The sequence below is a fragment of the Helicobacter pylori genome (assembly GCF_014496485.1).
Lineage (GTDB): Bacteria > Campylobacterota > Campylobacteria > Campylobacterales > Helicobacteraceae > Helicobacter > Helicobacter pylori_DD.
Genome location: NZ_JACTAX010000008.1, coordinates 58474 through 83671, shown reverse-complemented (window position 1 = coordinate 83671; position 25198 = coordinate 58474). Strand labels below are relative to the sequence as shown.

General features: G+C 35.2%; 19 protein-coding genes. All 19 read left to right on the top strand.

Translation table 11 applies throughout. The annotated features are described in order from the left end of the window. Nucleotides 1-224: 224 nt before the first annotated feature. The 19 genes from IC572_RS05560 to IC572_RS05475 all read left to right on the top strand — a co-directional run bounded on the left by IC572_RS05560 (nt 225) and on the right by IC572_RS05475 (nt 25188). On the top strand, nt 225-728 hold the full coding sequence (locus IC572_RS05560; RefSeq protein ID WP_121076199.1) for a pyruvate kinase: 504 nt from the start codon (nt 225-227) through the stop codon (nt 726-728). Between the two features lie 323 nt (nt 729-1051). Continuing rightward, complete coding sequence (locus tag IC572_RS05555; RefSeq protein WP_187855325.1) at nt 1052-1840, top strand: integrase; 789 nt, start codon at nt 1052-1054, stop codon at nt 1838-1840. Nucleotides 1841-1842: 2 nt separating this feature from the next. Continuing rightward, on the top strand, nt 1843-2073 hold the full coding sequence (locus IC572_RS05550) for a hypothetical protein (RefSeq protein WP_000189082.1): 231 nt from the start codon (nt 1843-1845) through the stop codon (nt 2071-2073). Then, complete coding sequence (locus tag IC572_RS05545; protein ID WP_000571135.1) at nt 2066-2554, top strand: hypothetical protein; 489 nt, start codon at nt 2066-2068, stop codon at nt 2552-2554. Before IC572_RS05550 ends, IC572_RS05545 begins: the two co-directional genes overlap by 8 nt. Further along, entirely contained in the window at nt 2542-2826 is a 285-nt protein-coding gene (locus tag IC572_RS05540) for a TrbC/VirB2 family protein (protein WP_000413637.1), read from the top strand. Before IC572_RS05545 ends, IC572_RS05540 begins: the two co-directional genes overlap by 13 nt. Nucleotides 2827-2837: 11 nt before the next feature. After that, nucleotides 2838-3101 carry a hypothetical protein gene (locus IC572_RS05535; protein WP_001177710.1) on the top strand — a complete coding sequence of 88 codons (264 nt, stop codon included), beginning with the start codon at nt 2838-2840 and terminating at the stop codon, nt 3099-3101. A gap of 11 nt (nt 3102-3112) precedes the next feature. Further along, the gene (locus IC572_RS05530) at nt 3113-3349 is read left to right on the top strand and encodes a hypothetical protein (RefSeq protein ID WP_001168537.1); all 237 of its coding nucleotides are present in this window, start codon (nt 3113-3115) and stop codon (nt 3347-3349) included. Then, the gene (locus IC572_RS05525) at nt 3349-5913 is read left to right on the top strand and encodes a VirB4 family type IV secretion/conjugal transfer ATPase (RefSeq protein WP_187855324.1); all 2565 of its coding nucleotides are present in this window, start codon (nt 3349-3351) and stop codon (nt 5911-5913) included. Before IC572_RS05530 ends, IC572_RS05525 begins: the two co-directional genes overlap by 1 nt. Beyond that, the gene (locus IC572_RS07800) at nt 5910-6050 is read left to right on the top strand and encodes a hypothetical protein (RefSeq protein ID WP_000789929.1); all 141 of its coding nucleotides are present in this window, start codon (nt 5910-5912) and stop codon (nt 6048-6050) included. The genes IC572_RS05525 and IC572_RS07800 overlap by 4 nt, the downstream gene beginning before the upstream one ends. Then, nucleotides 6043-7179, top strand: coding sequence for a VirB8/TrbF family protein (locus IC572_RS05520; protein WP_187855323.1), 1137 nt, complete (start codon nt 6043-6045; stop codon nt 7177-7179). Before IC572_RS07800 ends, IC572_RS05520 begins: the two co-directional genes overlap by 8 nt. Continuing rightward, the gene (locus tag IC572_RS05515; RefSeq protein WP_187855322.1) at nt 7176-8831 is read left to right on the top strand and encodes a TrbG/VirB9 family P-type conjugative transfer protein; all 1656 of its coding nucleotides are present in this window, start codon (nt 7176-7178) and stop codon (nt 8829-8831) included. The genes IC572_RS05520 and IC572_RS05515 overlap by 4 nt, the downstream gene beginning before the upstream one ends. After that, nucleotides 8828-10027, top strand: coding sequence for a DNA type IV secretion system protein ComB10 (locus IC572_RS05510; protein ID WP_187855321.1), 1200 nt, complete (start codon nt 8828-8830; stop codon nt 10025-10027). Before IC572_RS05515 ends, IC572_RS05510 begins: the two co-directional genes overlap by 4 nt. Continuing rightward, complete coding sequence (locus IC572_RS05505; RefSeq protein WP_187855320.1) at nt 10011-12233, top strand: collagen-like protein; 2223 nt, start codon at nt 10011-10013, stop codon at nt 12231-12233. Before IC572_RS05510 ends, IC572_RS05505 begins: the two co-directional genes overlap by 17 nt. A gap of 12 nt (nt 12234-12245) precedes the next feature. Continuing rightward, complete coding sequence (locus IC572_RS05500) at nt 12246-13208, top strand: hypothetical protein (protein WP_001095486.1); 963 nt, start codon at nt 12246-12248, stop codon at nt 13206-13208. A 16-nt stretch (nt 13209-13224) separates the two neighbouring features. After that, nucleotides 13225-13500 (top strand): hypothetical protein, encoded by a 276-nt coding sequence (locus IC572_RS05495; RefSeq protein WP_000883382.1) that lies wholly within the window; start codon nt 13225-13227, stop codon nt 13498-13500. A gap of 4 nt (nt 13501-13504) precedes the next feature. After that, the gene (locus IC572_RS05490; protein WP_187855319.1) at nt 13505-14449 is read left to right on the top strand and encodes an ATPase, T2SS/T4P/T4SS family; all 945 of its coding nucleotides are present in this window, start codon (nt 13505-13507) and stop codon (nt 14447-14449) included. Then, complete coding sequence (locus IC572_RS05485) at nt 14446-14964, top strand: hypothetical protein (protein WP_000760578.1); 519 nt, start codon at nt 14446-14448, stop codon at nt 14962-14964. Before IC572_RS05490 ends, IC572_RS05485 begins: the two co-directional genes overlap by 4 nt. Further along, nucleotides 14961-17093 (top strand): type IV secretory system conjugative DNA transfer family protein, encoded by a 2133-nt coding sequence (locus IC572_RS05480; RefSeq protein WP_187855318.1) that lies wholly within the window; start codon nt 14961-14963, stop codon nt 17091-17093. The genes IC572_RS05485 and IC572_RS05480 overlap by 4 nt, the downstream gene beginning before the upstream one ends. 19 nt (nt 17094-17112) lie before the next feature. Beyond that, nucleotides 17113-25188, top strand: a complete 8076-nt coding sequence (locus tag IC572_RS05475) for an SNF2-related protein (RefSeq protein WP_187855317.1) — start codon at nt 17113-17115, stop codon at nt 25186-25188. Nucleotides 25189-25198 lie beyond the last annotated feature (10 nt).

Sequence of the window (25198 nt, the reverse complement as noted above, 5' to 3'; positions counted from 1 at the left end):
CATCGCTGATAATACTGCTCTTTTCAAGAGTGGGAATGTAGGTCGGTGCAGGGATAGGGAAATGTTTTTTAGTCTTGCTTTTTATCTGATTTCATTATTGACTCATTGTTTTGTTTGTTTGGGGGTTATTTAGTTTTTTACGCTAAAGTTTCTCAGTTTCTGGAGATGAGAGGTATGGGCAATTAAGAAAATGGGTAGAGAATACCAACAATTAGGAGGTTTTTATGGTCGTAGATGTTTCAAGCATTCCTTTTCAAGAATTTTGGCACATGCAAATCCATCAGCAACATCTGCAAGTAAGATGGGATGTGCATGATGTGTGCCAAATTTTAGAAGAATACCACTTCATTGGTTTAGCGGATTGGGAAGAGAGCAAAGGACAAATTAGAGATTTTTTAGAAGTGATGCGGGTGAATGACATTGTAGCCATCAAGCATGGACAACAACTTGTAGCACTCGCACAAGTCATCGGCGGGGCGTATAACATTCACAAAGATCGGGCATTATGTGTTAGCGAAGAAGAATACCCTTTAGTGGATTGGATACATTACAGGCGACCCGTTAAGATTTTAGATTGGGCAAAAGAGGGGCAGACGATCCCACAGGGTAGAGGCACTTTAAATAAGTGCGTAAGTCCGGGGACAGAAACCTCGCAAATCATTATGGGGTGGTATGAAAAGGTGCAAGAAGCCTTAAAAGCCAAAGGTGAAAGAGTTGTCTTAGTTTAAAAATCTCACATGTTACCCTTTGCAAGGGTGGGAAAGTAGGTCGGTGCAGGGATAGGGAAATGTTTTTTAATCTTGCTTTTTTATTTAATTTCATTATTGACTCATTGTTTTGTTTGTTTGGTGGTTTATTGGGGTTTGGTTGTTTTGTTCAAAGTTTCTTAGAGATTTAAGAAAGCGAGTTTGATGGCAAAATAAAATCTAAAATCATAAAATACAATCTAATGTAATAAAATAAGATTTAAAATCCAATTTTTTAGAAAGTTTTATTCTTACTAGAATGTTAGTTTCTGTCTCTAAGTCTCATAGAAAGGGACTTGAAAACTATGGCAAAGACATTAAAACCTAATTTAGATAAAGATGAGTTAAACACACTTTATAAGGCAAATCTTGCTTATGCTAAAAACACGCATGAGCATTATTTCAAATTTAAAAAAGATTTAGACTACAAACTCTTTAATCCTAGCATTATGCATGAGCAAGGTTCTATAAGCTTTGTAGGCGGACAAGGAGCTAAAAGATTATTAGACATACTCTACAAGCTCGCATTTAATGCTAAGTCTAATAAGATTGCCCTAGATAGACATTACGCCAAAATGTTTTTGCAAGTTGTAGCAAGAACTCTAAGAAAGAATGTCAATATATTAGAAGAGCAAGGTTTTATTGAAGTCATTAAAGGAAAACAAAGATACTTGTATGTGTATCTTAAAGATTACAGAGAATTAGAGGGCTATAACTACATAGGAGCTAATCAAAAGAACAATATCCCATCGCCTTTTTTCTTACAGATTATGCGTTTCTTAGAAAAGTTTGCCAAAGAAATTAAGAGAGTAAAAATTAACAACAAAGAATGTGTTATGCATATTCCTAGCCAAGAGCTTATGCAAAGAGTTAATAATGTTGTTTTAAAATTCACGCCTATTTCTAATCCTAATACCACTTACACTTTATCCTACAAGGATTTAACAAACAAAGACATTCCTTCTAATCTTTGTTTCTATCAAACAGCCATTGTGAAGAAAAATCTCTTAAAGGCTTTAAAAGACAAAGAATGTGTAGGCGAACCTATTAACAACTCACCCAAAGTTTCAAACTACTTTCAAGAGAGTGCTTAAGAATGACACCAAGCACAACTTTAAGTACTTGTTTCAATAAGAAAAACAGCAAACTGATTTTACAAATTGATTTTTCGCAAATGGATACCGAAACACAAGAAAAGTTTTTAGCGGATTTGTTTGAAAAAGCTTTACAAAAAAATCTACAAGCTTATTGGATAACAACAACTGAAACTAAGAATGAATTAACAAGAGAAGAGTTTTCAAATTTACTAAAGGAAAACAATGATTGAACTAATCTTACACAAGAAGTCCATACAAATTGATGAAACATTGCTGAATGTAAAAGAGCATTTAGAAAAGTTTTATTCAAACAAAGAACAAGAGACAATCGCAAAAACCTTAGAGAGCCAAACAGAGCTTACTTGCAGTTATTTATGGGATAAAGATTTTTCATTGCTAGAAAAGCATTTAGAAAATAGCTTAGGGCATTTTACTTTTGAGAGTGAGTTTGCCCTACTAAAAGACAAAGAGCCTTTGAATTTAGCTCAAATCAAACAAATCGGTGTTTTAAAGGTTATTACCTATGAAATGACACAAGCCTTAAAAAATCAAATCATTCATTTAACGCAAGTTGTCAATGAAGAAAATTTAGAGTTTGATGAAGAACTTGTTATTTATCACTTAGATTTTAAGCTCAATCAAAATACTTACAAAGTGTTAGCGAAATTTTGCGTGATTAAAAAAGAAAGGAACATTGCATGGAAAAATTAAGGCATTTTAGAAAGCTTATCGCCTTTTTAGGTTTTTCACCTCTTTTATTACAAGCGGATATGACTACCTTTTTTAATTCCATTGAACAACAGCTCACTAGCCCTACGGCTAAAGGCATTTTAATGGTTATTTTTTTAGGACTTGCTATTTTTATATGGAAAAACTTAGATAGATGGAAAGAAATTTTAATGACCGTGCTTGCTATTGCAATTGGTGCTGCAATCTTTTTTAAAGCCCCAGCCTTAGCTAACTGGTTTATGAGTATTTTTTAAAAGAAGTCCCCATGCAATTAGTTGGTATTTCAGTTTCTAACCTCAAAGAAATCAGCTCCAAAGAAAAATTTTTTTGGCTCAATGCTAAGAGTTTTTTACTCTCAGGATTTGTGCCTTTTATTATGATGCCTTGGCTAGATATATTGAACTCTTTTGTGCTTTATGTGTGCTTTCTCTTAATTTTTAGCATAGCGGAGTTCTTTGATGAAGATATAAGTGACATTTTAATCGCTCATTCCAAAATTAAAACCAAAGCTAATTCATTTTATGCTTAAAAGGAAAAAATATGCAAAAAGAAGTCTTAGTAGAAAAACCTAATCCATTAACCATTTCTTACAACTTAAAACAAGCTATCTCTAGCTTAAAATCAAGTGTGAATGCGTTAATGAAAAAAGAAGCTCATTTAGATGCCTATATTCTTGTTACTAATATTAGAAATATTGTAGATGAGTTGCATAAAGAAGTTGTTTTAGCTAATCAAAGCAATAAAAACACCCCTAAAAGAAAAAGAAAGTCTTCTTAATGTTAGAAAGCGCCCTTAAATATTGCAAGGAAAAAGCCATAGACCTTTTAGCAGGGTTTGTGCCAAAAACCTATTCTATGGCACAGGAGTGCAATATTTTAGGCTTGTATGATGATACTTTCATTATTACCAAACAAGAAAATTTAGTAGCTATTATGTCTTTACAAGGACTAAGTTATTCTAATTTGATGCAAAAAGATTTGGAGGGCTATTTTGATATAAGACAAAATGTTCTCAATACCATTAGTAAGGACATTCAATTAAGGATTGTGGCTAAAAGGCGTAAAGAATTTATCAATCAAAGCCCCAACATTGACAACCCTTATGCCAAAGCCATTATCACACAATTTGAAAGCAAGGAAATCTATAAAACAGAATATTTTTTAGTGTTTGAGAGCATTACTTCTAATGTCAAATCTTTCTTTGAGAAAAAGAAATTAGAAATGACTACTTCAATCAATGAAGAATTAGAAGAAAGCTCTAAAGAGAATGAAAATAACTCCAATGAGACCCATTTAAACACAAGCTCTAAAAAAGACAAGAAAAACAAGTTCAAAAAAAAGACAACCTTTAGCGCCACAAGTAAAAGAGCCTTACTCATTCAAACCATAGAAAGAGTGAAAAACGCATTAAGAGAGTTTAAACCCACTCTCTTAAATTCTAAAGAAGTGTTGAATTTCTATGCGGAGTATATCAATGGCAAATACATCGCCTTTAATCCTAAATTAAAGCGACTAAGCGATAGCTATATTGCTAGTAATGTGCATTTTAAAAAAGATTACTTTGTCATTGAATTTCAAAATCAAAGCACCTTTTGTGCGTGTGTGGGTATTAAAAACTATGAGAGTGAAGAAATTTCTTCTCTCCCCATTTCTACCCTTTTACACACGCAAATTGAATTAGATTTAATCTTTCATATCCGTTCATTAGGGCAGTTTGAAAGCTTGAATTTTCTAAAAACCAAGAAAAAACTCACGCTTTCTAAAATTGTTAAAAATGATATTGATGATTATATAGAATTGGTGCAAGCCAATCGTTTGAGTATGCAAGAGTGCGCCTTAAACTTAGTTATAAGAGCTAATAGCAAAGCCAAATTAGACAAGTCTTTAAAAGAGATTTTATCCTTGCTTAATAATGCTGGACTAGGCAGTGTTACAGAAACTATAGGGCTAAAACCATCTTATTTTTCATTCTTCCCAAATAACGCCAATATCAACCCTAGAATGAGACATCAAACTTCCCAAGTCATAGCATCTTTGATTTTGTTTGAGAAAAATAATACAGGTTTTAGAGCAAATTCTTGGGGGGATATGCCCTTATCTGTGTTTAAGAACCTAGACCATAGCCCTTATTTGTTTAACTTCCACAACCAAGAAGTCAAACATAAAGGCGTGTTAGCCCATAATGTTGCACGAGTGGTAGGGCATACGATGATTATAGGAGCAACAGGTGCTGGTAAAACCACACTCATTAGCTATTTGATGATGAGTGCCTTAAAATATTCTAACATTGATATTTTAGCTCTTGATAGACTAAATGGTTTGTATTCCTTTACCAAGTATTTTGATGGGATTTATAATCAAGGCGAAAACTTTCACATTAACCCTTTTTCATTAGAAGATAGTGCAACTAATAGAGCCTTTTTATTGCATTTTTATGCCCAAATGGCAAAAGTGGATAGTTATGATGACCATAAGGATAAAGTAGAAGATAGAACAGCCCTTTTAAATGCTATTGATACGATATATAGAAATTATAACGATGAAGTCAAACAAGCCAAATTTAGCAACCAAGAATTACCCCTTCCTTTTGATTTAAAAGAGTTTGTCAATGCCATTGTTAAAACCAATACAGACATTTTAGATAGTAGTTTTGAAGACTATTTAAAATCTTCCTTATTTTCTAGCCGAATGGATAGTCTAGATTTTAAAACTCGTATTAGCACCATAAATACCGATAGCATTTTACATAATGATGATGACGCTGGGCTTTTAGCCTACTATGTCTTTCATAAGATGATTGACAGAGCCTTAAAAATCAATCGTGGGTTTTTATGCTTTATTGATGAGTTTAAGTCTTACGCTCAAAATGAAATGATGAATAAAAAAATCAATGAAATCATTACTCAAGCTAGAAAGGCTAATGGGGTGATTGTTCTAGCCTTACAAGACATTAACCAACTAAGCGAAGTGAGAAACGCTCAAAGCTTTATAAAAAATATGGGGCAATTGATTTTGTATCCCCAAAGAAATATTGATACCAAAGATTTAAACGATAAATTTGGCATTAGACTAAGCGATACAGAAAAACATTTTTTAGAAAACACCGCCGTTAATGAATACAAAGTCTTACTCAAAAACATGAATGATGGCTCATCTAATATTATAGATGTGAGCCTTAGTTCTTTGGGTAATTACTTACAAATCTTTAGCTCCAATTCTAGCATGGTAGAACATATTGAAAATCTCATTAAGCATTACCCTACTACTTGGAAAGAAGTCTTTGTCAATAACAAATACGAAAGCTTTGATGACAAAAAACACTTAGAAAAGGTGCTTAAATGAAAAACATCATGCGTTTAGTTTTTGTGATAGTGGCTATGTTTCTATGTGCATGCTCATATAAATTCATAGAAATGAAAAAATCCCCTTGTGCGTTAAAGGACTTAAACAACTCTTTTTTAAGGGGGACACATGTCTAATTTGCAAGAACTTAGAGAGCATTTAAAAGAATTAGAAAATTCCTTTGAAATAGGCTCTTTTACTAAAGAAAATATTAAAGAATACGCTAAATGCTTTTTTATGAGTTTAAGCATGTTTTTAGAAGAACAAGAAAAAAACCAACAAGAAGAGTTTTTAGAACAAGATACCAAAGAAAATCAAGAAGAGCTCATTAAAAGCATTCAAACAAGCATTGCTAAAAACCAAGAGTTAGAAAAAATCTCTTTTGAAAAATGGGAGAATAAAATTCAAGAAAGGGTTTTGCCTAAGTTAAAACGCATTGTTACGCATAAGTTGCAAGAAAGTATCACATCTAGCATAAACACGCAATTAGAGAGTTTTAAAAAAGATGAGTTAGATTTATCTAGCGTGTTTGAAATCCAAAGAAAGAACACTCAAATAGCGTATAGATTGGCTATAGGGGGGCTTATAGGTATCATTGCTTTAAGTATAGCCATTTTTATTATGATGCCCTTAAAAGAAAACACGCCTTATTTTATAGACTTTGCTAATAGCGATAAGCATTTTGCTGTGGTGCAAAGAGCGGATACCAAATTAGATTATAGCGAGGCATTTTTAAGAAATCTAGTCGGCTCTTACATTACAGCTAGAGAAACTATCAATCATATTGATGACAAAATCCGCTTGAATGAAACCATAAGAGAGCAAAGCTCTGAAGAAGTGTGGAAAATTTTAGAGCAGTTAGTATCAGGCAAGGGCAGTATCTATTCTAACTCTAATATGGATAGAGAAATTAAAATCATCAATATTTCTATCTATAAGCAAGGTAAACAACAAAATATCGCTGTAGCAGATATTGTGGCTAAGGTCTTTGATAAAGGCTATTTAATCTCTGAAAAACGCTACAGAGTGTCTTTAGTCTATCATTTTAAGCCCCTTATTCAATTTGATTATAGTTCTATGCCTAAAAACCCTACAGGCTTTATCGTAGATAAATATTCCTTGAGTGAAATCGCAAGCATTAAAGCCCTAGATAAGACTTATAAAAAAGTAGAAAGACCCCATTCTAAAATTGAATACAAAAAACCTGAACCAACTAACCCTCAAAACAACCCAGCTAACGAGCCTAATAATAAGGGAGAACAATGATTAGGGCATTTAGGGGAATTAGTTTTACTTTATCGCTCTTAGCTCCCTTATTAGCAGAAAATAACATTCAAAATTATAATGAGCCTATGGATTATTCAAAAGGCGATGTTTCCTTACAACCCTTTAATAACCAGACTAACCAAGAAACACAACCTAGCACTAACTACAACACACAGCCTAATTTTATGCAAACACCTATGCCAAATCAAAACCCTTATTCACAACCCACTACACCTATACAAAATAACCAACCAAATAACACACAAACTCAAACAATGCTAAATAACGCCAAGCAATTCACTAATAACGCTCTTAATAACACCAAGCAAACTATCACTAACGCCACTAATTATGTTAATGATAAACTCACCCCAAAACCTAATGATGCGCCTATTAGTGCATTTAGCGCTAATAGCCCTTATGCAAATAAAGAAAACTCCAAACAAACTCAAAAGAGTGATGAAGTTTTAAGCGATGATAATAGCGATGAAGATAATTCTTTAAAACCTATGACAAACTTCAATGCCATCCAAGCCAATTTTTTTGCTAAAAATCGCTCTATCAAAGATAACACCCACTTTATCCACTACACCATAGGCGATACTTTCAATATTCGCCTAAGATATGCTATGACAACCACTTTTATTTTTGATGAGCCAATCGCACAAGTGGTTCTAGGCGATGATATAGGCTTTTCTACTAAAATGCTTGGCGAAGATAAAGAGCATTTAATTTCCAATATCTTACTCATTAAGCCTTTGCAAATTGGAGTAGATAGCAATTTAACTATCATTGGAAAAAGCGGTAAGGTCTATAGCTTTTATATGTTTTCAACCACATATACTAGCTCTAAAAACCCAGCCTTAATGGTGTATATTTCTTCTAAAGAGTATTTTAAAAATTTCACTACCACTAAGAAAGAAATCAACAAAGAAAATAAACCCACTCATAGCACCCAAAACAAAGACATTAAAACAAGCCATAATGTCCCTAAAAAGATAACTAAAAAATCACCAAATATTAAAGAGCAAAACCCACTTACAAAATCTAAAAACCCTACTACCACTAAAACAGCAATAGCAAATGCTCCCCTTCCTTTGAATCGTTTCAAAACCCCTAGTTATCCTGTTAGTAACGCTCTAGCTAATTCTAGAAAGGCTTCAGAAAATTTTAAAGTGATTAGTAATGGCGCTAAAACTTTTAAAGAGCATAGACACAGCCAAGATGAAATGAAGTATGTGGATTACTCCGCCCAAATCAAAGATGATGGCAAGTTTATTAGGATTGGGGACAATGTCAATCACATCTATATCAACAAGAAAAAAATGGAATATGGTTATGTCATCATAGACAAGAAAAAACGCAAATGGTATTGCTTATGGATGTGCAAAAAGGTTGTTAAATCTAAATACAAAGATGATTTACCCACTCAAATCTTTAATGATGAGCAATTCACCTATTTTAAGTTCAACCGCTCTAATGCTAGAAGTAAATTCCCTGTGGTTTATAAGGTTGTAGATGGCTATGATAATCCTGTTAATAGCAGAGTGGTAGGCGATTATCTAATCGCTGAAGATGTTTCAAATCAATGGAATTTAAAGCTTGGTAAAGCCTATCTTTGCATAGAAAAGATAGCAAAGAGAGCAAAATGAATAAATCCTTGCTTAAAAAGATAGGCTTAGTTATAGGGGGCTTTGGCGTTTTAATGGCATTAGGACTGCTTGCTAATAAAGGCTCAAACAATAACAATAAAGAAGAAATCTTTCAAACAAGCGAGAGTAAATTCCCCCTAAGTGATTATTTCTTTGAAGAAGTCAAAGAAGAACCTAAAAAAGAAGAAAGCCCCAAAACAACAACCACGCCACAACCTACAGCTCCAACTACTGCTAATGTTTCAACTAATCCTATCATTACAGATTATAGTCATCTTAACAATAATCTAAACAAGCAACATAACACTCTTACGCATTTACAACAAGTTTTACAAAGCCCCCCTAAAATAAAGCCTAAACCAAAACATACTAAAGAGCAATTAGAGTTTTTAAACACACGCCTTAAACCTTTAGAACCAACTAAATCAGCCACTAAGCCTGAGACGGAATATGGCGTGGATAGTTTTACTAATTTAAAATATAAAGACATTGGCACTAATGAGCATAAGCTCTTAAGAACTATAACCGCTGATAGAATGATACCAGCCTTTTTAATCACGCCTATTAGCTCTCAAATTGCTGGAAAAGTAACCGCTCAAGTAGAGAGCGATATTTTTGCCTCTATGGGTCGAGCGGTGCTAATCCCTAAAGGCTCTAAGGTTATAGGCTATTACAACAACAATAATCAAATCGGACAATACCGCTTAAACATTGCTTGGACTAGAATTATCACCCCTCAAGGCATAAATATCATGCTCACTAATGCAAGAGGGGCTGATGTGAAAGGCTATAATGGTTTAGTAGGCAAATACATTAGCCGAAATTTTCAACGCTATGGTATCCCCTTACTCACTAACACGCTTTCTAATGGGCTTTTAATAGGAATTACTTCAGCCTTAGCTAATAACCAAAACAAAAAAGGTGATGGCAACCCTTTTTTTGGGGATTATTTGCTTATGCAACTCACTAGAAACACAGGCATGGGGATTAACCAAGTCATCAATCAAATGCTAAGACAATATGGATCGCAAAACCCCATTATCATCATTAGAGAGGGGAGCAGAGTGTTTATTAGCCCTAATTTAGACATTTTTATCCCTAAACCAAAAGATGGGGAGGTTCTAGCGGAGTTTTTTAAAGAGAAAAAACCCCCAATCAAAACAAAAGAGGAAGTTAACAATGAAGAAGAAATCTAATGTTTTTAAAATTTTAATGAGTTTATGTTTAGCGCTTTCAACTAGCCAAGCCCTTGTGATACAGACCATGCAAGATTGGAATTTAAGAAAAAATAGCGAATTTAAAGCTTTGGTAGTTGTGGATAATAAGGTACAAGAGAACACTCTTGCTATGGGTCATTACAAGGTTTCTAAGAATAGGGCTAATCTCTCTATTATGGTAACTCATATTAAAAAGGGTAATGATTATAAGACCTTACAAAGCCCTCCAAACGCTATTAAAGAGATTAAAGGCAAATTAGTGCTTAAAAAAGGCACAAGGATTGTCTTAGGCGGCGAGAATGATAGCGAGATGTCTAGTGCCATAGGTATAAATAAAAGCACTTATACTTCTAGTAAAAATGGCAAAGGTTTTAGTGGGAGTGGGGCAAGTGGCATGGGATATGCAAGTGGTTATGGAGACACAAGTAATAACGCTGGCTCTAATGGGTCTAGTGTGAGTGGAACAAGTGGCACTAATGGTTCTCGTGGTGCTAATGGAAGTAATGGTAGTAATGGAACTAATGGCACAAACGGCTATCAAGGCGTAGGTTCTAACCCATTCCCCCCAATTGCTGGGAGTGGTAGTGGCTCTAGTGGGAGTTCTAATAGTGGTTATACCCCTTTTACAAGCTCAGGGGGAGGCATTGGGGGAGGCCTTATCCCTTTCCCTTATTCGCCCGGACTTCAAAATGGTGGTGGTGCTAATGGAAGTAATGGCAGTAATGGAACTAATGGCACAAGCGGAGTTAATGGGAGCAACAGTGCTAATGGAGGCACTGCTAGTGCAGATAGCCATTATACCAATGAATTTTGCACAGCTCCTGTTAGAAATGGCAATACGATGAGTTTAGATATTGTAGATAGAAATGGCTCTTGCTTTAAAATGCAAGCCTTTAGAAACGACAATGTCTGTCAATACAGCTATGACTTTGAAAACATGAAAGCCATTAAGCAAACACAATTTTATTTTATCAACAGAGAAAACAAAAGTATTAACATTGGGGGTTGTGTGGATTTATATGGGGAGCAATTTGAATTTCCTATGTATGAAGATGCCAATAAATGCAAGCTAGATACCACCACTAATAAAGGCTATGGAAGTGGCATGGCAAGTTTTTTTCAAACAGAAATTTTATTTCGTGGGCTTGATAACTTAATCCATGTAGCTAAACCTTGCACTGATTTTGCAAATGTGCAAGAACAATTAGTTAAATACGATAATGACCCAAGCACTCGCACTGTTCAAAGAGTGATTAATCAATACTATATTAACCCCATTACTAAAGAAAAAGTCTTTATCAGTCATGATGTGGTTAGTCCTTTAAAATTTAGCTACCAAACTTATGCGTGCGGTCAATGGCAGTTTGATAACGCTAAATTAGAGGCTTATCGCCCCACTCAAATTCGTATCTTTGATACGGTGTCTAACCAATACTACAATGTAACAGGCTGTGATTACACTTCTGATATGGGTAAAGTGCCTAAAATTATCCAACCTTATACCAAAATCAATGTAGAAAGTAGCGTTAAAGGCGAAGATGTAGGCGATTTAGACACTATTAGTGGCTCAAATTATGATTTGCCACAATATACCACTTTTGAAATTCAAGAAATGTCTTTAAATAGCAGTCAATGGATAACCACTTCTTATTGTAATGATGGATGGGGGTCTTGGACTAAAACACACAGCTATACAGGCTATTCTCAAGGTAATTTACGCACCCTAGCTAAGTGGGTTACACGATATCAGACTATCAATCAAGGCACTACGATTGGATATATCCGCCCTAGAAATGAGGGCGATAGTGATGCTGTGTATGACACCTATAAGTATTACTATGTCTCACAAGCTCAAAAAACACTCAAACGCTTTCCATCCACTATCTATGTGAATACCCCTAATTTAAGCGATGAGTATCGCAAAAATTTTGAACTCACTGTATTAAGCCAAAAGCTTAATCTCAATAATGGTGTTAAACAACTCATTAACACACAAGAATTTACTAATTGGCAAGCGACTTATTATCGCCCTAATGGGAATGGCAATCTTTGTATGAGTTATAACTTTAGCTCTGGAAATGCTTGGAAATCTAGCACTAAGGGTAAATATTGCTCATGGGCGCAGACGCCTAATGCTAATTACTCATGCGCTTCGCACAACAATTGGGTTGTCCCAAACAATTAAGAAAGGAAAAAAATGAACACTAATTTAAAGAAAGCCTTGTTTTTAACTACTCTTGGTTATTTGCAAGCTAATGAGGGCTTTTTAGCCATTATGCCTGATGAAAATAAACAAGAAGACATTTCTCAAGAACAGAAATTAGAACACAAAATGGAGCAAAAAATTGCTCCACAAAATACCCTTAAAAAGCAACAATCAGCTCCTTTACAAAGTGCTGAGTTGTTACAAAGTCAAGTTAAAAGAGAAGTTAAAGAGCAGAAAAAGTCTCAAAAACACCTAGTAGCTATGCAAACTAAAAATGGCTTTTTCTTAGGCTCAGAAATTGCTATTACAGGCACAAGTTTAAAACAAAGTTTAAGCTTTATTTCTAATACTACAGATGATTTACTCACTTATAGCAAGACTTCTAAAAACGCTAATTTTAATATGGGACTATTAATAGGTTATCAGCATTATTTTGGAGCTAGTAAAAGGCATGGGATTAAAATCTCAAGCCATTTGTATGGAGGCACACCTAGTGATGTAAGCACAGACATAAAAATTTACAAATCTAAAGTTAGCGCTAATTACACGCCTTTAAATTTTGGCATAGATGTGAAGTATTTGTTTGATTTTTTAAATGTCATTAAAAAGAACCGCCATACACTAGGATTAAGTGTGGGCTTTGGCTGGCGTATGCAATATTATTTTGCAAAAATAGACCCCATAAAAACCAGCCATAGTGAGTTTATCACTAATAAACCTAAAGATATTTTTAATCATGGTTTTTATCCCACTATTGGACTACATTATTACTTAAACCATCATCAATTTGAAGTGAATTATCGCTTTGGAGGAGCAATTAACTATCAGTCAGTTGTGCCTAGCAAAATTGTCGTTCAAAACGGGAATTTTAAGGGCGAGGTCTTGTTTTCTAATTTTCTTACCAAAGCGACTAATTCTAGCTACATAGCGTTCAACTACGCTTATTTATTTTAATTTTAAGGAGCCAATGATGTTAGATGAAATCACACAAAAAAACGAGTTAGAACCTATCTCAAATAAGCAAAATCAAGAACCAAAGGAAGTAGAAAAAATGCCATTGAATAATATTCAAAAAGCTAAGGAATTAAAAAACAACGCCAATTTAATTGTTCGACGCACTGATGAATTAGACAAGGCTATCAATAAGCGTGAAAGCTTGCAAAGAGAGTTTGAAAGACGCATTAAGCACTTGGATAACAAGATTGAAACGCTTAGTAAAAAGATTGAAGAATTAAAAAGAAAGTAATTTGATGGACTTAAACAAACTCAAAGATTATAGGGCTTTAAGAAATGCTATTTTAAGGCTCTTGCCTTATTTAGATAGCGGTATTACAGAGCTGATTATGAATAAAGAAAAAGAAATTTGGCTCTATAAGCTTGATGGAACTAGAGAAAAAGTCTTTGATGAAAATTTAGATAAAGCCTTTATGCTTGGTTTTGGGGAACAATTAGCGAGTTTTAGAGATTTGTTCTTTAACGCTAATTACCCCACCCTTAATACTTCCATTCCTACTTCTAGATACAGAGTGAGCATGAACCACTTTGCTATTAGTGCGGATAATGAATTGAGTTTGAATATTAGAGTGCCTAGCGAGAAAAAGTTTGATTTAAAAGCTTTCAAGCTTTCTGGTGTGTGTCAATACGACTATGAGTATTTGCAAAAGCTGATGATTGAGGGTAAAAACTTACTCATTAGTGGAGGAACAGGCAGTGGAAAAACAAGTTTTTTAAACGCTCTGATTGAATTTATCCCTAAACACACACGAATAGTGAGTGTAGAAGATAGCGAAGAATTAGATTTAAGAGCGTTTGAAAATCATAAATCCTTGTTAGTGGATAAAACTGAAAGCTCTAAATTTACCTATGAAAACGCCTTGAATATGGCAATGAGAATGTCTCCTGATAGGCTTATGGTAGGCGAGATTGACACACGAAATTCCATGCTCTTTTTAAGATTTGGAAACACTGGGCATAAAGGCATGGTTTCTACTTTACATGCAGATAGTGTGCATGGGGTTATAGAGGCGATTGCTTTAAATTTACAAATGAATAAAAGTGGTTTAGATGTCAATGTAGCAAAAAAATTCTTTAAAAGCAGTGTGGATATTGTCGTTCAAATTGTATTAGATAAAGCCACTAACACCAGATACATTCAAGAAATCTTACCAGCAAAAGATTTAAGAGATAGCCTATGAAAAAATATCAAAACAAACGAAAGCTGGGTAAGCGTATCAATTGCTTTATTTCAAATGAGTGTAAAGATATTTTAGAAAACTATTTAAAGGTCAAAAAGCTTAGTGTTACGCAGTGTATAGAAAATCTTGTATTAGGGCTAGACTCTAGCAAAGAAACGCTAAAAACAAAAGAATTTTATGAAAGCTTGTTTAAAGTCATTAGTATCAATCAGCATGTCTATAGAGAACTCATTGCTAATAGTAATAATCTCAATCAATTAACTAAAAACACTAACATTGCCATTAAGTATAACAAACCCTTTTATTTGCAGAATTTAGCATTCTTAGAAGAGATTTTTAAGGTTATGGATACACTTAATAAAAATGTAGAAGAGTGTAAAAAAATCTCTTTGGAATTATTACTTCAAATTTACAAAGAACAAAAAAGCCAAACAGAATTTAACGCCATTTCAAAAATTCTCAACGCTCTTAATGAAAAACAATCTACTACTGAGCCAAAAAAGGACAACGCATGAAAATGCAATTTGTGAAGGCTTTTTGCGTGCTTTTTAGCATTTTACTTATCCCCTTATTTTTTATCTTGGCAAATTATTACACTTTTGATGCCTTAAAGTCGTTGAGACAGGCTTATTTCTTTTCTCAAAGCGTGTTTGTAGGGCTTTATCATGGGGCAAGCATCTTTGATTTAAAATTTGAAGTCTATCTTACTATGCTAATCTCTTTAATGCCCTTTGTGGCTACGATTTATATCAATTTCCCAAAAACCACAGAAACTTCGCATGGCTATGCGAGATGGGCTAATGTTAAAGATATAGAATGCTTTAAAATTTTTAGCAAAGAGGGCTTTTGTAAAGTGGTGCATAGATTAGGGGTGCAATTTGATAATGGCTTTATTCTAGGTAAATTTGGTTTTCCAAAGCTTAGAAATGTGTGCTATGACAAGCCCTTAGGAGCGATGATTGTTGCACCCCCTGGTGCTGGAAAAACTGCATGTGTGGCTTTGCCAAATTTATTGACTTTGCCTAATAGCTGTATTATCACTGATATTAAAGGCGAACTAAGAGATAAGACCGCAGGTTATAGACAAAAATTCTTAAACAATAGAATTTTAATTTTTAATCCTTATGGTGATGATAACACTTGCTATTTCAATCCTTTTGATAAAAGGATTGTTGAAAAGATGACCTTTGCGGAGCAATTAAGGCATGTTAAAGCAGTAGGCGATGGTATTTTTGTAGATGAAGAAGACCATTGGGTATCTAAAGCTAAAGAGCTTTTTGTCTTTTTTGCTCTTTTACAAGTAGTAACCAAAGGGCATAGCTCTTTTTATGATGTCTCTATCGCACCAGCTAATGATTATGCCCCCTTAATACACCCTAAAAGCCCTTATTACAAGCAACTTTACCAACACGATAAAAAGACAGGCGAAGTTATCTTAGACCCACAAACTAACGCCCCCATGAAAAATCCCCAAGCTAATGTTTTAAAACTCTTTTTAAATCAAGTGGCTGACCAAAAATACATAGATATGAATGATGAAAAAAACTATGACCCAAGAGAACCTGAACCCCCTTATGGAACAAAAGGGGCGTTAGATGAGATTATAAGGACAGATGCTAGGAGTTGGGCAAACACTCCTGATGATGAATTTGGGAGCATTATGTCTTCTTTTAAGCGTTTTATGTATGTCTATAAAGACCCAAAAGTGCGTGAAGCTACTTCTAAAATGAGCTTTGATTATGAAGAATTAAGAACGGGCAATATCAGTATTTACATTGTAATCGCTCAAATTGATATAGGCACACTTTCTTCTTTAATAAGAGCCTTTTTAGAGAGTATTGCTAAAAACCTTATGGTCAAAGAAAGCTCTAAACCTGAAGAGCGTATTTTTATCATTGCTGATGAATTTGTTAGATTTGGTAAGTTGCCTTTCTTGTTAGAAATGCCAGCACTTTGTCGCTCTTATAATGTTGTCCCCTTATTCATCACGCAAGATTATGCGATGATTAGAAAATACTATAGCGATGATGATTTGAAAATCTTAAAAGGCGTGGTGCATTATAACATTGTCTTTAAGATGAATAGTGCTGAAGATGCTGAGATTGTCTCTAAGGAAGTGGGCGAATTTACAAGACAATCTAAAAATTATTCTACCGAAAAAGGTCAATTGGTCTTTGGAGGTAGCTCTTCTTATAGCCATGAGGGTAGAAACTTACTCACAGCCCAAGACATTATGAATATAGAATCAGATGAAGTTATTGTCATTGTTACAGGAGCTAAAGCGACCCCTTTAAAACTTAAAGCTAATTATTGGTTTAGAGATAAAGAGCTTTTAAAAAGAGCTAACTTGCCTATTGATCTAGAAGTAGAAAGAAAAAGATTTAAAGAGTCTGCGCAACCCACTACACCACAAAAAGAGAGTGAAAATTCAAATCTAACAGAAAGCGAGAAAGATAATGAAAACCCCACTACTTCACAAGAAAAAAACAAGAATGAAAACACAGAGCAAGAAAATCACAATGAAATTGATGAGATTTTAAAAAAGCCACTGAGTGAAATCAGCATGGAAGAAAAAAGAGCCTTATTTAAGAAAATGCAACAAGGCGATGAACAAAGCGAGCAAGAGCAAGACACCCAAAGTTAAATTTTAAAAGGAGCAACAAATGGCATATAAACCCAGCAAAAAGAAACTTCAAGCTTTAACAGAAGAACCGAATTTATTTAGCATCTTAGATAATGGCAATATTGCAACAAACAATCCTACTAAAGAATCAGACAAGGTTAATGAAATACAAGAACCGCTCCCCTATGTCGTTAAAACTCAAGTCAATAAAACAAGCATGATTTCTAGAAATCCTATTGAATGGGCGAGGTATTTAAGCTTTGAAAAACGAATATATAAGGATAACAGCAAAGAAGATGTTAGGTTCTTTGCTAATGGTGAAATAAAAGAAAGTTCTCGTGTTTATGAAGCGAATAAGGAAGGGTTTGAAAGGCGCATCACTAAAAGATACGATCTGATTGATACTATAAACAACAAAGAGTTTTTTTCAAAAGAAATTGAAATTCTAACCTACACAAACAGCTTAGAAGAATTGAAAGAACAAGGTTTAGAAATCCAATTGACCCACCACAATGAAACGCATAAGAAAACCTTAGAAAATGGCAATGAAATCGCTAAAGAATACGACTACCTTAAAGATATTTATCAAGAAGTAGAAACAACAAAAGATGGCGAATTAATACGAGAAATAATCCCTAATCTTTCTAGAGATGAGTATTTTAAGCTCTATAACAAACTGCCTTTTGAATCAATAAACAATGAAAATATCAAATTGAATACTAATAACACTATTAAAAATACAATAGAGACTAATACTTCTAACAATATTATTAAAAATAATGATAATAATCATCCAAATTTAAGCTTGGCTGATTTAGAATTAGAGCAACAAAATTTAGGAGAACCAAATGGAAAAGAAAGAACAAATCGCGCAGATGAGCCGAGCAGAGCTAGAGCAGGAATTCCGCAAGAAATTCACCGCAGAAGCGAATATAGAAGACAACAAGAGGGAGTGGAGCGATCGAGTGATGAAGAACTTTCACACCAAAACTCTAGTTTATTTACTGAGCCTAGAGAGCAGGGAGGAACAAGAGGAGTTTATAGATCTAGCGACCAACAGGCAGTTTCAGAAAAATCCCATAGAGAGCGAGATAGAATACATGAACATGTATCTAGAGGAGATGGAGTATCAGCAAGAGCGGATGCAAGAGCAAATAGCAATGGAGCATCAACTCAAGCAAGCCGCATGGAAAATGGAGCAAGAAGCGAAGAAAAAGGGGATAATCCCAGTAATGAGAGAGGAGTACCACAGCCACCGCAATCCCCATCTCATCAGCAAAATAGCTCCAGAGATTTGGGGCTTTCTCTCTCTAGAGAACAGCCAGGACAGACTGGACGCTTACGCCTTTTTGATCATGGACAGGTGGGCTCATTATTTCCCACAGACCATGAAAACCAAAGATCACAGAACGATAATGAGCTTGATAAAAGCAGTGATAGAGCAAACGAAAATGGAGACAGAAGCCCTAGACAAAATGGGAGCGCAAATCAAGAGGGCGCAAGGGGTGAGCGATTTGGAATTGCTCCAGGAAGCTCAAATCAATCAGTATTATTACCTGCTCAAAGCCGATCACATCTTGCAGGACTCAGCGCACCAAATGGACTTAGAGACCTTGAAGAAAACAGGGATCAAGAGGGAAGACTTTTATCAAATTTAAACCATTTAGAAAGCTTGCTCAACGCTATTAGAAACAACACTATAGCGAGTGAGCCTGACTTTAGATCCAGGCTCTTAGAAGCTATTTACCACAATGAGCCTTTAAAGGATAGTGTTGTAGGGACACAACTCCTTAAAGACCCTACAACTAAAATCTTCTATGATAAATTCCAATTAAAAATCAGCCCTAAAAAAGTCTTAGAGATTTTAGAAAATCGCATTCAAAAATCCATTGAAACAGCGAATGAAGCCTTAAACGCATTCAACGCACCAGATAGTCAAGCTATTGATAAAAACGCTATCTCTAATAATAGCGTAGGATTAAATCCCACACAAGAGAGCGAAATAACAGACAAGAGTGCAGAGCTGAATAACGCGCAAGAGAACCACATAACAGACAATAGCGTAGAGTTGAATAACGCGCAAGAACAAACCGCACAAGAGCAAGACACTCAAGAAACCGCACAAACCACGCTAAAACAAGAAACACAAGAGCAAGAAACACAATCCACGCTAGCCATCCCCCTTAATCCTAAAATAGATTTTAAGCCGAGCGAAGAAGTTTTAATCAAGGGGGCTAAAACCCGCTATAAGGCTAACATTGAAGCCATTAGGCTTTTAAAAGAATTGCAAGCCAAACAAGAGATCTTAAAAGGCGATTATTACGCCACTTTAAAAGAGCAAGAAATCCTAGCGCAATTTAGCGGATGGGGTGGGTTAGAGAGCTACTTTAAAAAAGATCAACACCCTAAAGAATTTGAAGAATTAAAAGCCTTACTCACTAAAGATGAATTCAGAAGAGCCTATTCAAGCACAAGAGACGCTTATTACACCCCTAAATTGGTTATTGATAGCATTTATCAGGCTTTAGATCAATTGGGGTTTAATAACGACAACCATCCAAAAGAAATCTTTGAACCCAGTTTAGGCACAGGCAAATTCATCGCTCATGCGCCAAGCGATAAGAATTACCGCTTTATGGGAACAGAATTAGATCCCACTAGCGCAAGTATTTCTCAATTCCTCTATCCTAATCAAGTCATCCAAAACACCGCTTTAGAAAACCACCCTTTCCACCAAGATTATGATGCGTTTGTGGGCAATCCCCCTTATGGCAATCATAAAATCTATAGCTCTAATGATGCAGAATTGAGTAACGAGAGCGTTCATAATTACTTTTTAGGGAAAGCGATTAAGGAATTGAAAGATGATGGCATAGGGGTGTTTGTGGTGAGTTCTTGGTTTATGGATGCTAAAAACCCTAAAATGAGGGAACACATCGCAAAAAACGCCACCTTTTTAGGCGCGATAAGATTGCCTAATAGCGTGTTTAAAGGCACAGGAGCAGAAGTTACGAGCGACATTGTGTTTTTCAAAAAAGGCGTTGATGAAGCAACCAATCAAAGTTTCACTAAAGCCATGCCTTATTATGACAAGATCATTAATGACTTGGATGATGACACCCTTTTTGCCTTGCAAAACAACCGCTTTGATAGTTTTATCCCTAGCGATCAACTTAAGATTGTCATTGCGATTGCAAACCATTTTGGTTTCAAACAAGAAAAATTGCAACGATGGTATGAAAAAATAGACACCACTAACTTTGGCTACAGTGCACAAGATTATCAGGTTATCAAAGACTTCATGGATAAAGTTGGTGAGAATAGCATCAATCTCAACGAACAAACCCTAAATGAATACTTTATCCACCACCCTGAAAACATTCTGGGGCGTTTGAGTTTGGAAAAAACCCGTTATAGCTCTGAAATCAATGGCGAACAAATTTATAAATACGAGTTGCAAGCTTTAGAAGATAAGAGCTTGGATTTATCCCAAGCGCTTAAACAAGCGATAGAAAAATTGCCTAAAGATGTCTATCAATACCATAAGACTACCCTTAAAACAGACGCTCTTATTATTGATCCAAGTAACGAACGCTATCAAGAAGTCCAAAAACTTATCAAAAATTTAGAAAGGGGGGAATTAGTCAAGTGGGATAATCTTTATTTCCAACTAGAACAAAATAATGAAATGGGCATCTTTTTAAAACCCACTAAAATCAACTCTAAAGTCCAAGATTCACGACTAAAAGCCTATTTTAAAATTAAAGACGCTTTGAATGATTTAACGAGCGCGGAACTAAACCCCTTAAGCTCTGATTTTGAGCTAGAAAACAAGAGGGCTAAACTCAATCTTGTTTATGATGAATTTGTCAAGAAATTTGGCTATCTCAATGAAAACAAAAACCGCAAGGACATCAAACAAGATTTGTATGGCGCTAAAGTCTTAGGATTAGAAAAAGACTTTGAAAAAGAAATCACCTCTAGAAGCGCTAAAATGCAAAACATAGAGCCAAGGCAAGCTCAAGCTAAAAAAGCTCAAATCTTTTTTGAAAGGACTTTAAACCCTAAAAAAGAACTCATCATCACTAACGCTAAAGAGGCATTAATCGCAAGCATCAATCAAAAAGGGGGTTTGGATTTGCATTTCATTAGGGATCATTTCACAACCCAAAGCTTAGAAACCACCATTAAAGAACTTTTAGAGCAAAAACTGATTTATAAAGACCACAAGGATAATGGCGATTATATTTTAGCGAACGATTATTTGAGCGGTAATGTGAAAAGAAAGCTCAAAGAAGTTAAAGAAGCCATCAATCAAGGCGTGGAAGGCTTAGAGGCTAATGTGAAAGATTTAGAGCTGATTATCCCTAAAGATTTGAAAGCCACTGAGATCATGGCTAATATCAACAGCCCTTGGATACCCACCCAGTATTTAGAAGAGTTTTTAATGGAATTGAGCGCTAACCATTATGAAAAGCAATACGGCGATAAAATGACAGATTACCAATTAGACAATCTCAAAGAAAATATCAAAGTAGAACACTTAAACGGCGCTTATGAAGTTTCTATTAGAAGCGATGAATTAAACGAGCTTTATGGCATCAGGCATAAAGACAGAGCGCATTCTTATAAAGCGCCTTTTGAAAGTCTTTTAAACAAAGTCTTAAACAACAAGGATTTGAGCGTTAAATACGCCCAAGTTGATCCTAATGACCCTAAAAAAGAAATCTTTATCACTGATGAAGAGCAAAGCAATCTCGCCAGACAAAAAGCAGAAGAATTGAAAGAAGCTTTTAAAGACTGGATTTACAAGGATTATACAAGAAGAACCCATTTAGAGCAAATCTATAATGACACTTTCAATAACTTGGTTTTAAAAACCTATGATGGCTCGCAATTAGAACTAGAGGGCTTTAATCAGCATATCAGCTTGCGACCCCACCAAAAGAACGCTATTTTTAGAACCATCCAAGACAGATCGGTGTGTTTAGACCATCAGGTTGGAGCAGGCAAAACTTTGTGCGCTATAGCCAGTTGCATGGAGCAAAAACGCATGGGATTAGTGAATAAAACCCTCATTGCCGTGCCTAACCATTTGACCAAACAATGGGGCGATGAATTTTATAAGGCTTACCCTAACGCTAACGTGTTAGTTGTTGATAGCAAGGACATCACTGAAAAAGAAAGAGAGCTTTTATTCAATCAAATCGCTAACAACAATTATGACGCTGTGATTATTGCGCACACCCATTTGGAATTGTTGTCTAACCCTAGAGAAATCATAGAAGAATTGAAAGAAGAAGAGCTAGTGAAGGCTGAAAAAAACTTTGAAAGGCAAGAACTGGCTTATAAAAATAACCCTAGAGAAACTAAAAAACCCAATGAAAGAGCCTTTAAAAACAAGCTGGATAAAATCCGCGCTCAATACGATGCGATTTTAGAAAAACAAGGCTCTCATATTGATATTAGTCAAATGGGGATTGACAATTTGATCGTGGATGAAGCCCATTTATTCAAAAATCTAGCCTTTGAAACTTCTATGGAAAAAATTGCAGGGCTTGGTAACCAACAAGGCTCTAATCGCGCTAGAGATTTGTTTATTAAAACGCGCTACTTGCATCAAAACGATAAGAAAATCATGTTTTTAACCGGCACGCCTATAGCTAATTCTTTGAGTGAAATGTATCACTTGCAACGCTATTTAACCCCTGATGCGCTCAAAGAAAGAGGGTTAGAATTCTTTGATGATTGGGCTAAGACTTATGGGGAAGTGGTGAATGATTTTGAATTAGACACTTCCGCTCAAAGTTATAAAATGATCAATCGCTTTTCTAAATTTAGCGATGTGCAAGGCTTAAGCACCATGTATAGAGCTTTTGCAGATATTGTCTCTAATGATGACATTTTAAAGCATAACCCCCACTTTGTGCCTAAAGTGTATGGGGATAAGCCTATCAATGTGGTGGTGAAAAGAAGCGAAGAAGTGGCTCAATTTATTGGCGTGGCTGATGAAAATGGAAAATATAATGAAGGCTCTATCATTGATAGGATGCAAAAATGCGAAGGCAAGAAAAGCAAAAAAGGGCAAGACAATATCCTTTCTTGCACCACAGACGCTAGAAAAGTGGCTTTGGATTACCGCTTGATTGACCCTAACTCTAAAGTGGAAAAAGAATTTTCTAAAAGCTATGCTATGGCAAAAAATATCTATGAGAATTATTTAGAAACTCATGCCACTAAAGGCACACAACTTGGTTTCATAGGGTTATCCACGCCCAAAACCCATAGCCAAAAAGTGAGTTTAGAAGCGTTAGATAACGCTCATGAGCTTGAAAACAAAAATCCCCTAGATGAAGCTCAAGAACTTTTAGAGAGCTTGTCTAGCTATGATGAAAATGGCAATCTCATCGCGCCTAGCAAGAAAGAATTAGAAAACGAACTCAAAGAGAAAGAGGCTAAAAGCGTCAATTTAGATGAAGAGCTAGCTAAAGGCTGTAAGTTTGATGTTTATAGCGATGTTTTAAGGCATTTAGTCCAAATGGGTATCCCACAAAATGAAATCGCTTTCATCCATGACGCTAAAACCGAAGAGCAAAAGCAGGATTTGTTTAAAAAGCTCAATCGTGGCGAAGTCAGGGTATTATTGGGCAGTCCTGCTAAAATGGGCGTAGGCACTAATGTGCAAGAAAGATTAGTCGCTATGCATGAATTAGATTGCCCATGGAGGCCTGATGAATTGCTGCAAATGGAAGGGCGTGGGATAAGACAAGGCAATATTTTACACCAAAATGACCCTGAAAACTTTAGAATGAAAATCTATCGTTACGCCACTGAAAAGACATATGATAGCCGTATGTGGCAAATCATAGAAACTAAATCTAAAGGCATAGAGCAATTTAGAAACGCGCACAAATTAGGCTTGAATGAATTAGAAGACTTTAATATGGGGAGTTCTAATGCGAGCGAGATGAAAGCAGAAGCGACAGGCAATCCCTTGATTATTGAAGAAGTCAAATTGAGGGCTGAAATCAAAAGCGAAGAATCAAAATACAAAGCTTTCAATAAAGAGCATTATTTCAATGAAGAAAGCTTAAAGAACAACGCTTCTAAATTGGATTATCTTAAACAGGAATTGAAAGATTTAGAAACGCTTCAAAACTCCGTGATAATCCCCACTCACACAGAGATCAAGCTCTATGATTTGAAAAATGAAGAAAGTAAGGATTATAGGCTTATCAAAGTTAAAGAAGTAGAGCCTTTAAAAGAAAACGCCTCTATGAGTGAAGAATTAACGCACAAAAAACTCAAAGAACAAAACAAGCAAATAGCCGAACAAAATAAAGAAAAACTGGACGCTATTAAAAAGCAATTTGCAAGCAACTTGAACACCTTGTTTTTGAATGAAGAAGAAGATTATAAGCTTTTAGAATACAAGGGCTTTGTGGTGAATGCTTATAAAACTAAGTATCAAGTGGAGTTTAGTTTAAGCCCTAAAGACAATCCCAATATTGCCTATAGCCCTAGCAATATGGTTTATAAAAACGATACTGCCAACATGTTTAGCTCTTATAATTTCTGCGCTGAGATCAAATTTGATGGGTTTTTAAAGAGACTGGATAACGCTATCACTAAACTCCCTGAAAAAATCAAGGAATTAGAAAACTCCATTGAAACCACTAAAGAAAATATCGCTAAATACACCAGATTAGTGGAGCAAAAACCTTCTTACCCACGACTAGAATACCTGCAAGCTTTAAAATGGGATCATAAAACTCTAATAGATGATTTAGCTAAAATGAGCAAAGACAGAGATTATAAGCCTGTGTTCAACCCTAAATCTAAAGAAGTCTTAAAGAATTTGAACGCTGAAAAAAGAGCGAGCTTAGGGAATGAGGGTAAAGAAATGACTGAAGTTAAAAACAGCAATAAAGAGCAAGAGATTAAGAGGGATATAAAGAGCGATGATGAAGTAAGACAACATATAGAGCAAGTGATTGAGAAAGAAATAGAAAAAGGCACTGAAAATATTTCTTCTAGTGAGCTTATAACCACTAACAATATTGATTACTACGAGAACGAAGAAGTAGAAATCATTAAATCAAGGAGTAGAAGATGAAAAACCAGTC

What these genes read in the sequence shown, in the direction of transcription:
- IC572_RS05560 (WP_121076199.1), top strand. Translation starts at nt 225, where the DNA reads ATGGTCGTAGATGTTTCAAGCATTCCTTTTCAAGAATTTTGGCACATG.
- IC572_RS05555 (WP_187855325.1), top strand. Translation starts at nt 1,052, where the DNA reads ATGGCAAAGACATTAAAACCTAATTTAGATAAAGATGAGTTAAACACA.
- IC572_RS05550 (WP_000189082.1), top strand. Translation starts at nt 1,843, where the DNA reads ATGACACCAAGCACAACTTTAAGTACTTGTTTCAATAAGAAAAACAGC.
- IC572_RS05545 (WP_000571135.1), top strand. Translation starts at nt 2,066, where the DNA reads ATGATTGAACTAATCTTACACAAGAAGTCCATACAAATTGATGAAACA.
- IC572_RS05540 (WP_000413637.1), top strand. Translation starts at nt 2,542, where the DNA reads ATGGAAAAATTAAGGCATTTTAGAAAGCTTATCGCCTTTTTAGGTTTT.
- IC572_RS05535 (WP_001177710.1), top strand. Translation starts at nt 2,838, where the DNA reads ATGCAATTAGTTGGTATTTCAGTTTCTAACCTCAAAGAAATCAGCTCC.
- IC572_RS05530 (WP_001168537.1), top strand. Translation starts at nt 3,113, where the DNA reads ATGCAAAAAGAAGTCTTAGTAGAAAAACCTAATCCATTAACCATTTCT.
- IC572_RS05525 (WP_187855324.1), top strand. Translation starts at nt 3,349, where the DNA reads ATGTTAGAAAGCGCCCTTAAATATTGCAAGGAAAAAGCCATAGACCTT.
- IC572_RS07800 (WP_000789929.1), top strand. Translation starts at nt 5,910, where the DNA reads ATGAAAAACATCATGCGTTTAGTTTTTGTGATAGTGGCTATGTTTCTA.
- IC572_RS05520 (WP_187855323.1), top strand. Translation starts at nt 6,043, where the DNA reads ATGTCTAATTTGCAAGAACTTAGAGAGCATTTAAAAGAATTAGAAAAT.
- IC572_RS05515 (WP_187855322.1), top strand. Translation starts at nt 7,176, where the DNA reads ATGATTAGGGCATTTAGGGGAATTAGTTTTACTTTATCGCTCTTAGCT.
- IC572_RS05510 (WP_187855321.1), top strand. Translation starts at nt 8,828, where the DNA reads ATGAATAAATCCTTGCTTAAAAAGATAGGCTTAGTTATAGGGGGCTTT.
- IC572_RS05505 (WP_187855320.1), top strand. Translation starts at nt 10,011, where the DNA reads ATGAAGAAGAAATCTAATGTTTTTAAAATTTTAATGAGTTTATGTTTA.
- IC572_RS05500 (WP_001095486.1), top strand. Translation starts at nt 12,246, where the DNA reads ATGAACACTAATTTAAAGAAAGCCTTGTTTTTAACTACTCTTGGTTAT.
- IC572_RS05495 (WP_000883382.1), top strand. Translation starts at nt 13,225, where the DNA reads ATGTTAGATGAAATCACACAAAAAAACGAGTTAGAACCTATCTCAAAT.
- IC572_RS05490 (WP_187855319.1), top strand. Translation starts at nt 13,505, where the DNA reads ATGGACTTAAACAAACTCAAAGATTATAGGGCTTTAAGAAATGCTATT.
- IC572_RS05485 (WP_000760578.1), top strand. Translation starts at nt 14,446, where the DNA reads ATGAAAAAATATCAAAACAAACGAAAGCTGGGTAAGCGTATCAATTGC.
- IC572_RS05480 (WP_187855318.1), top strand. Translation starts at nt 14,961, where the DNA reads ATGAAAATGCAATTTGTGAAGGCTTTTTGCGTGCTTTTTAGCATTTTA.
- IC572_RS05475 (WP_187855317.1), top strand. Translation starts at nt 17,113, where the DNA reads ATGGCATATAAACCCAGCAAAAAGAAACTTCAAGCTTTAACAGAAGAA.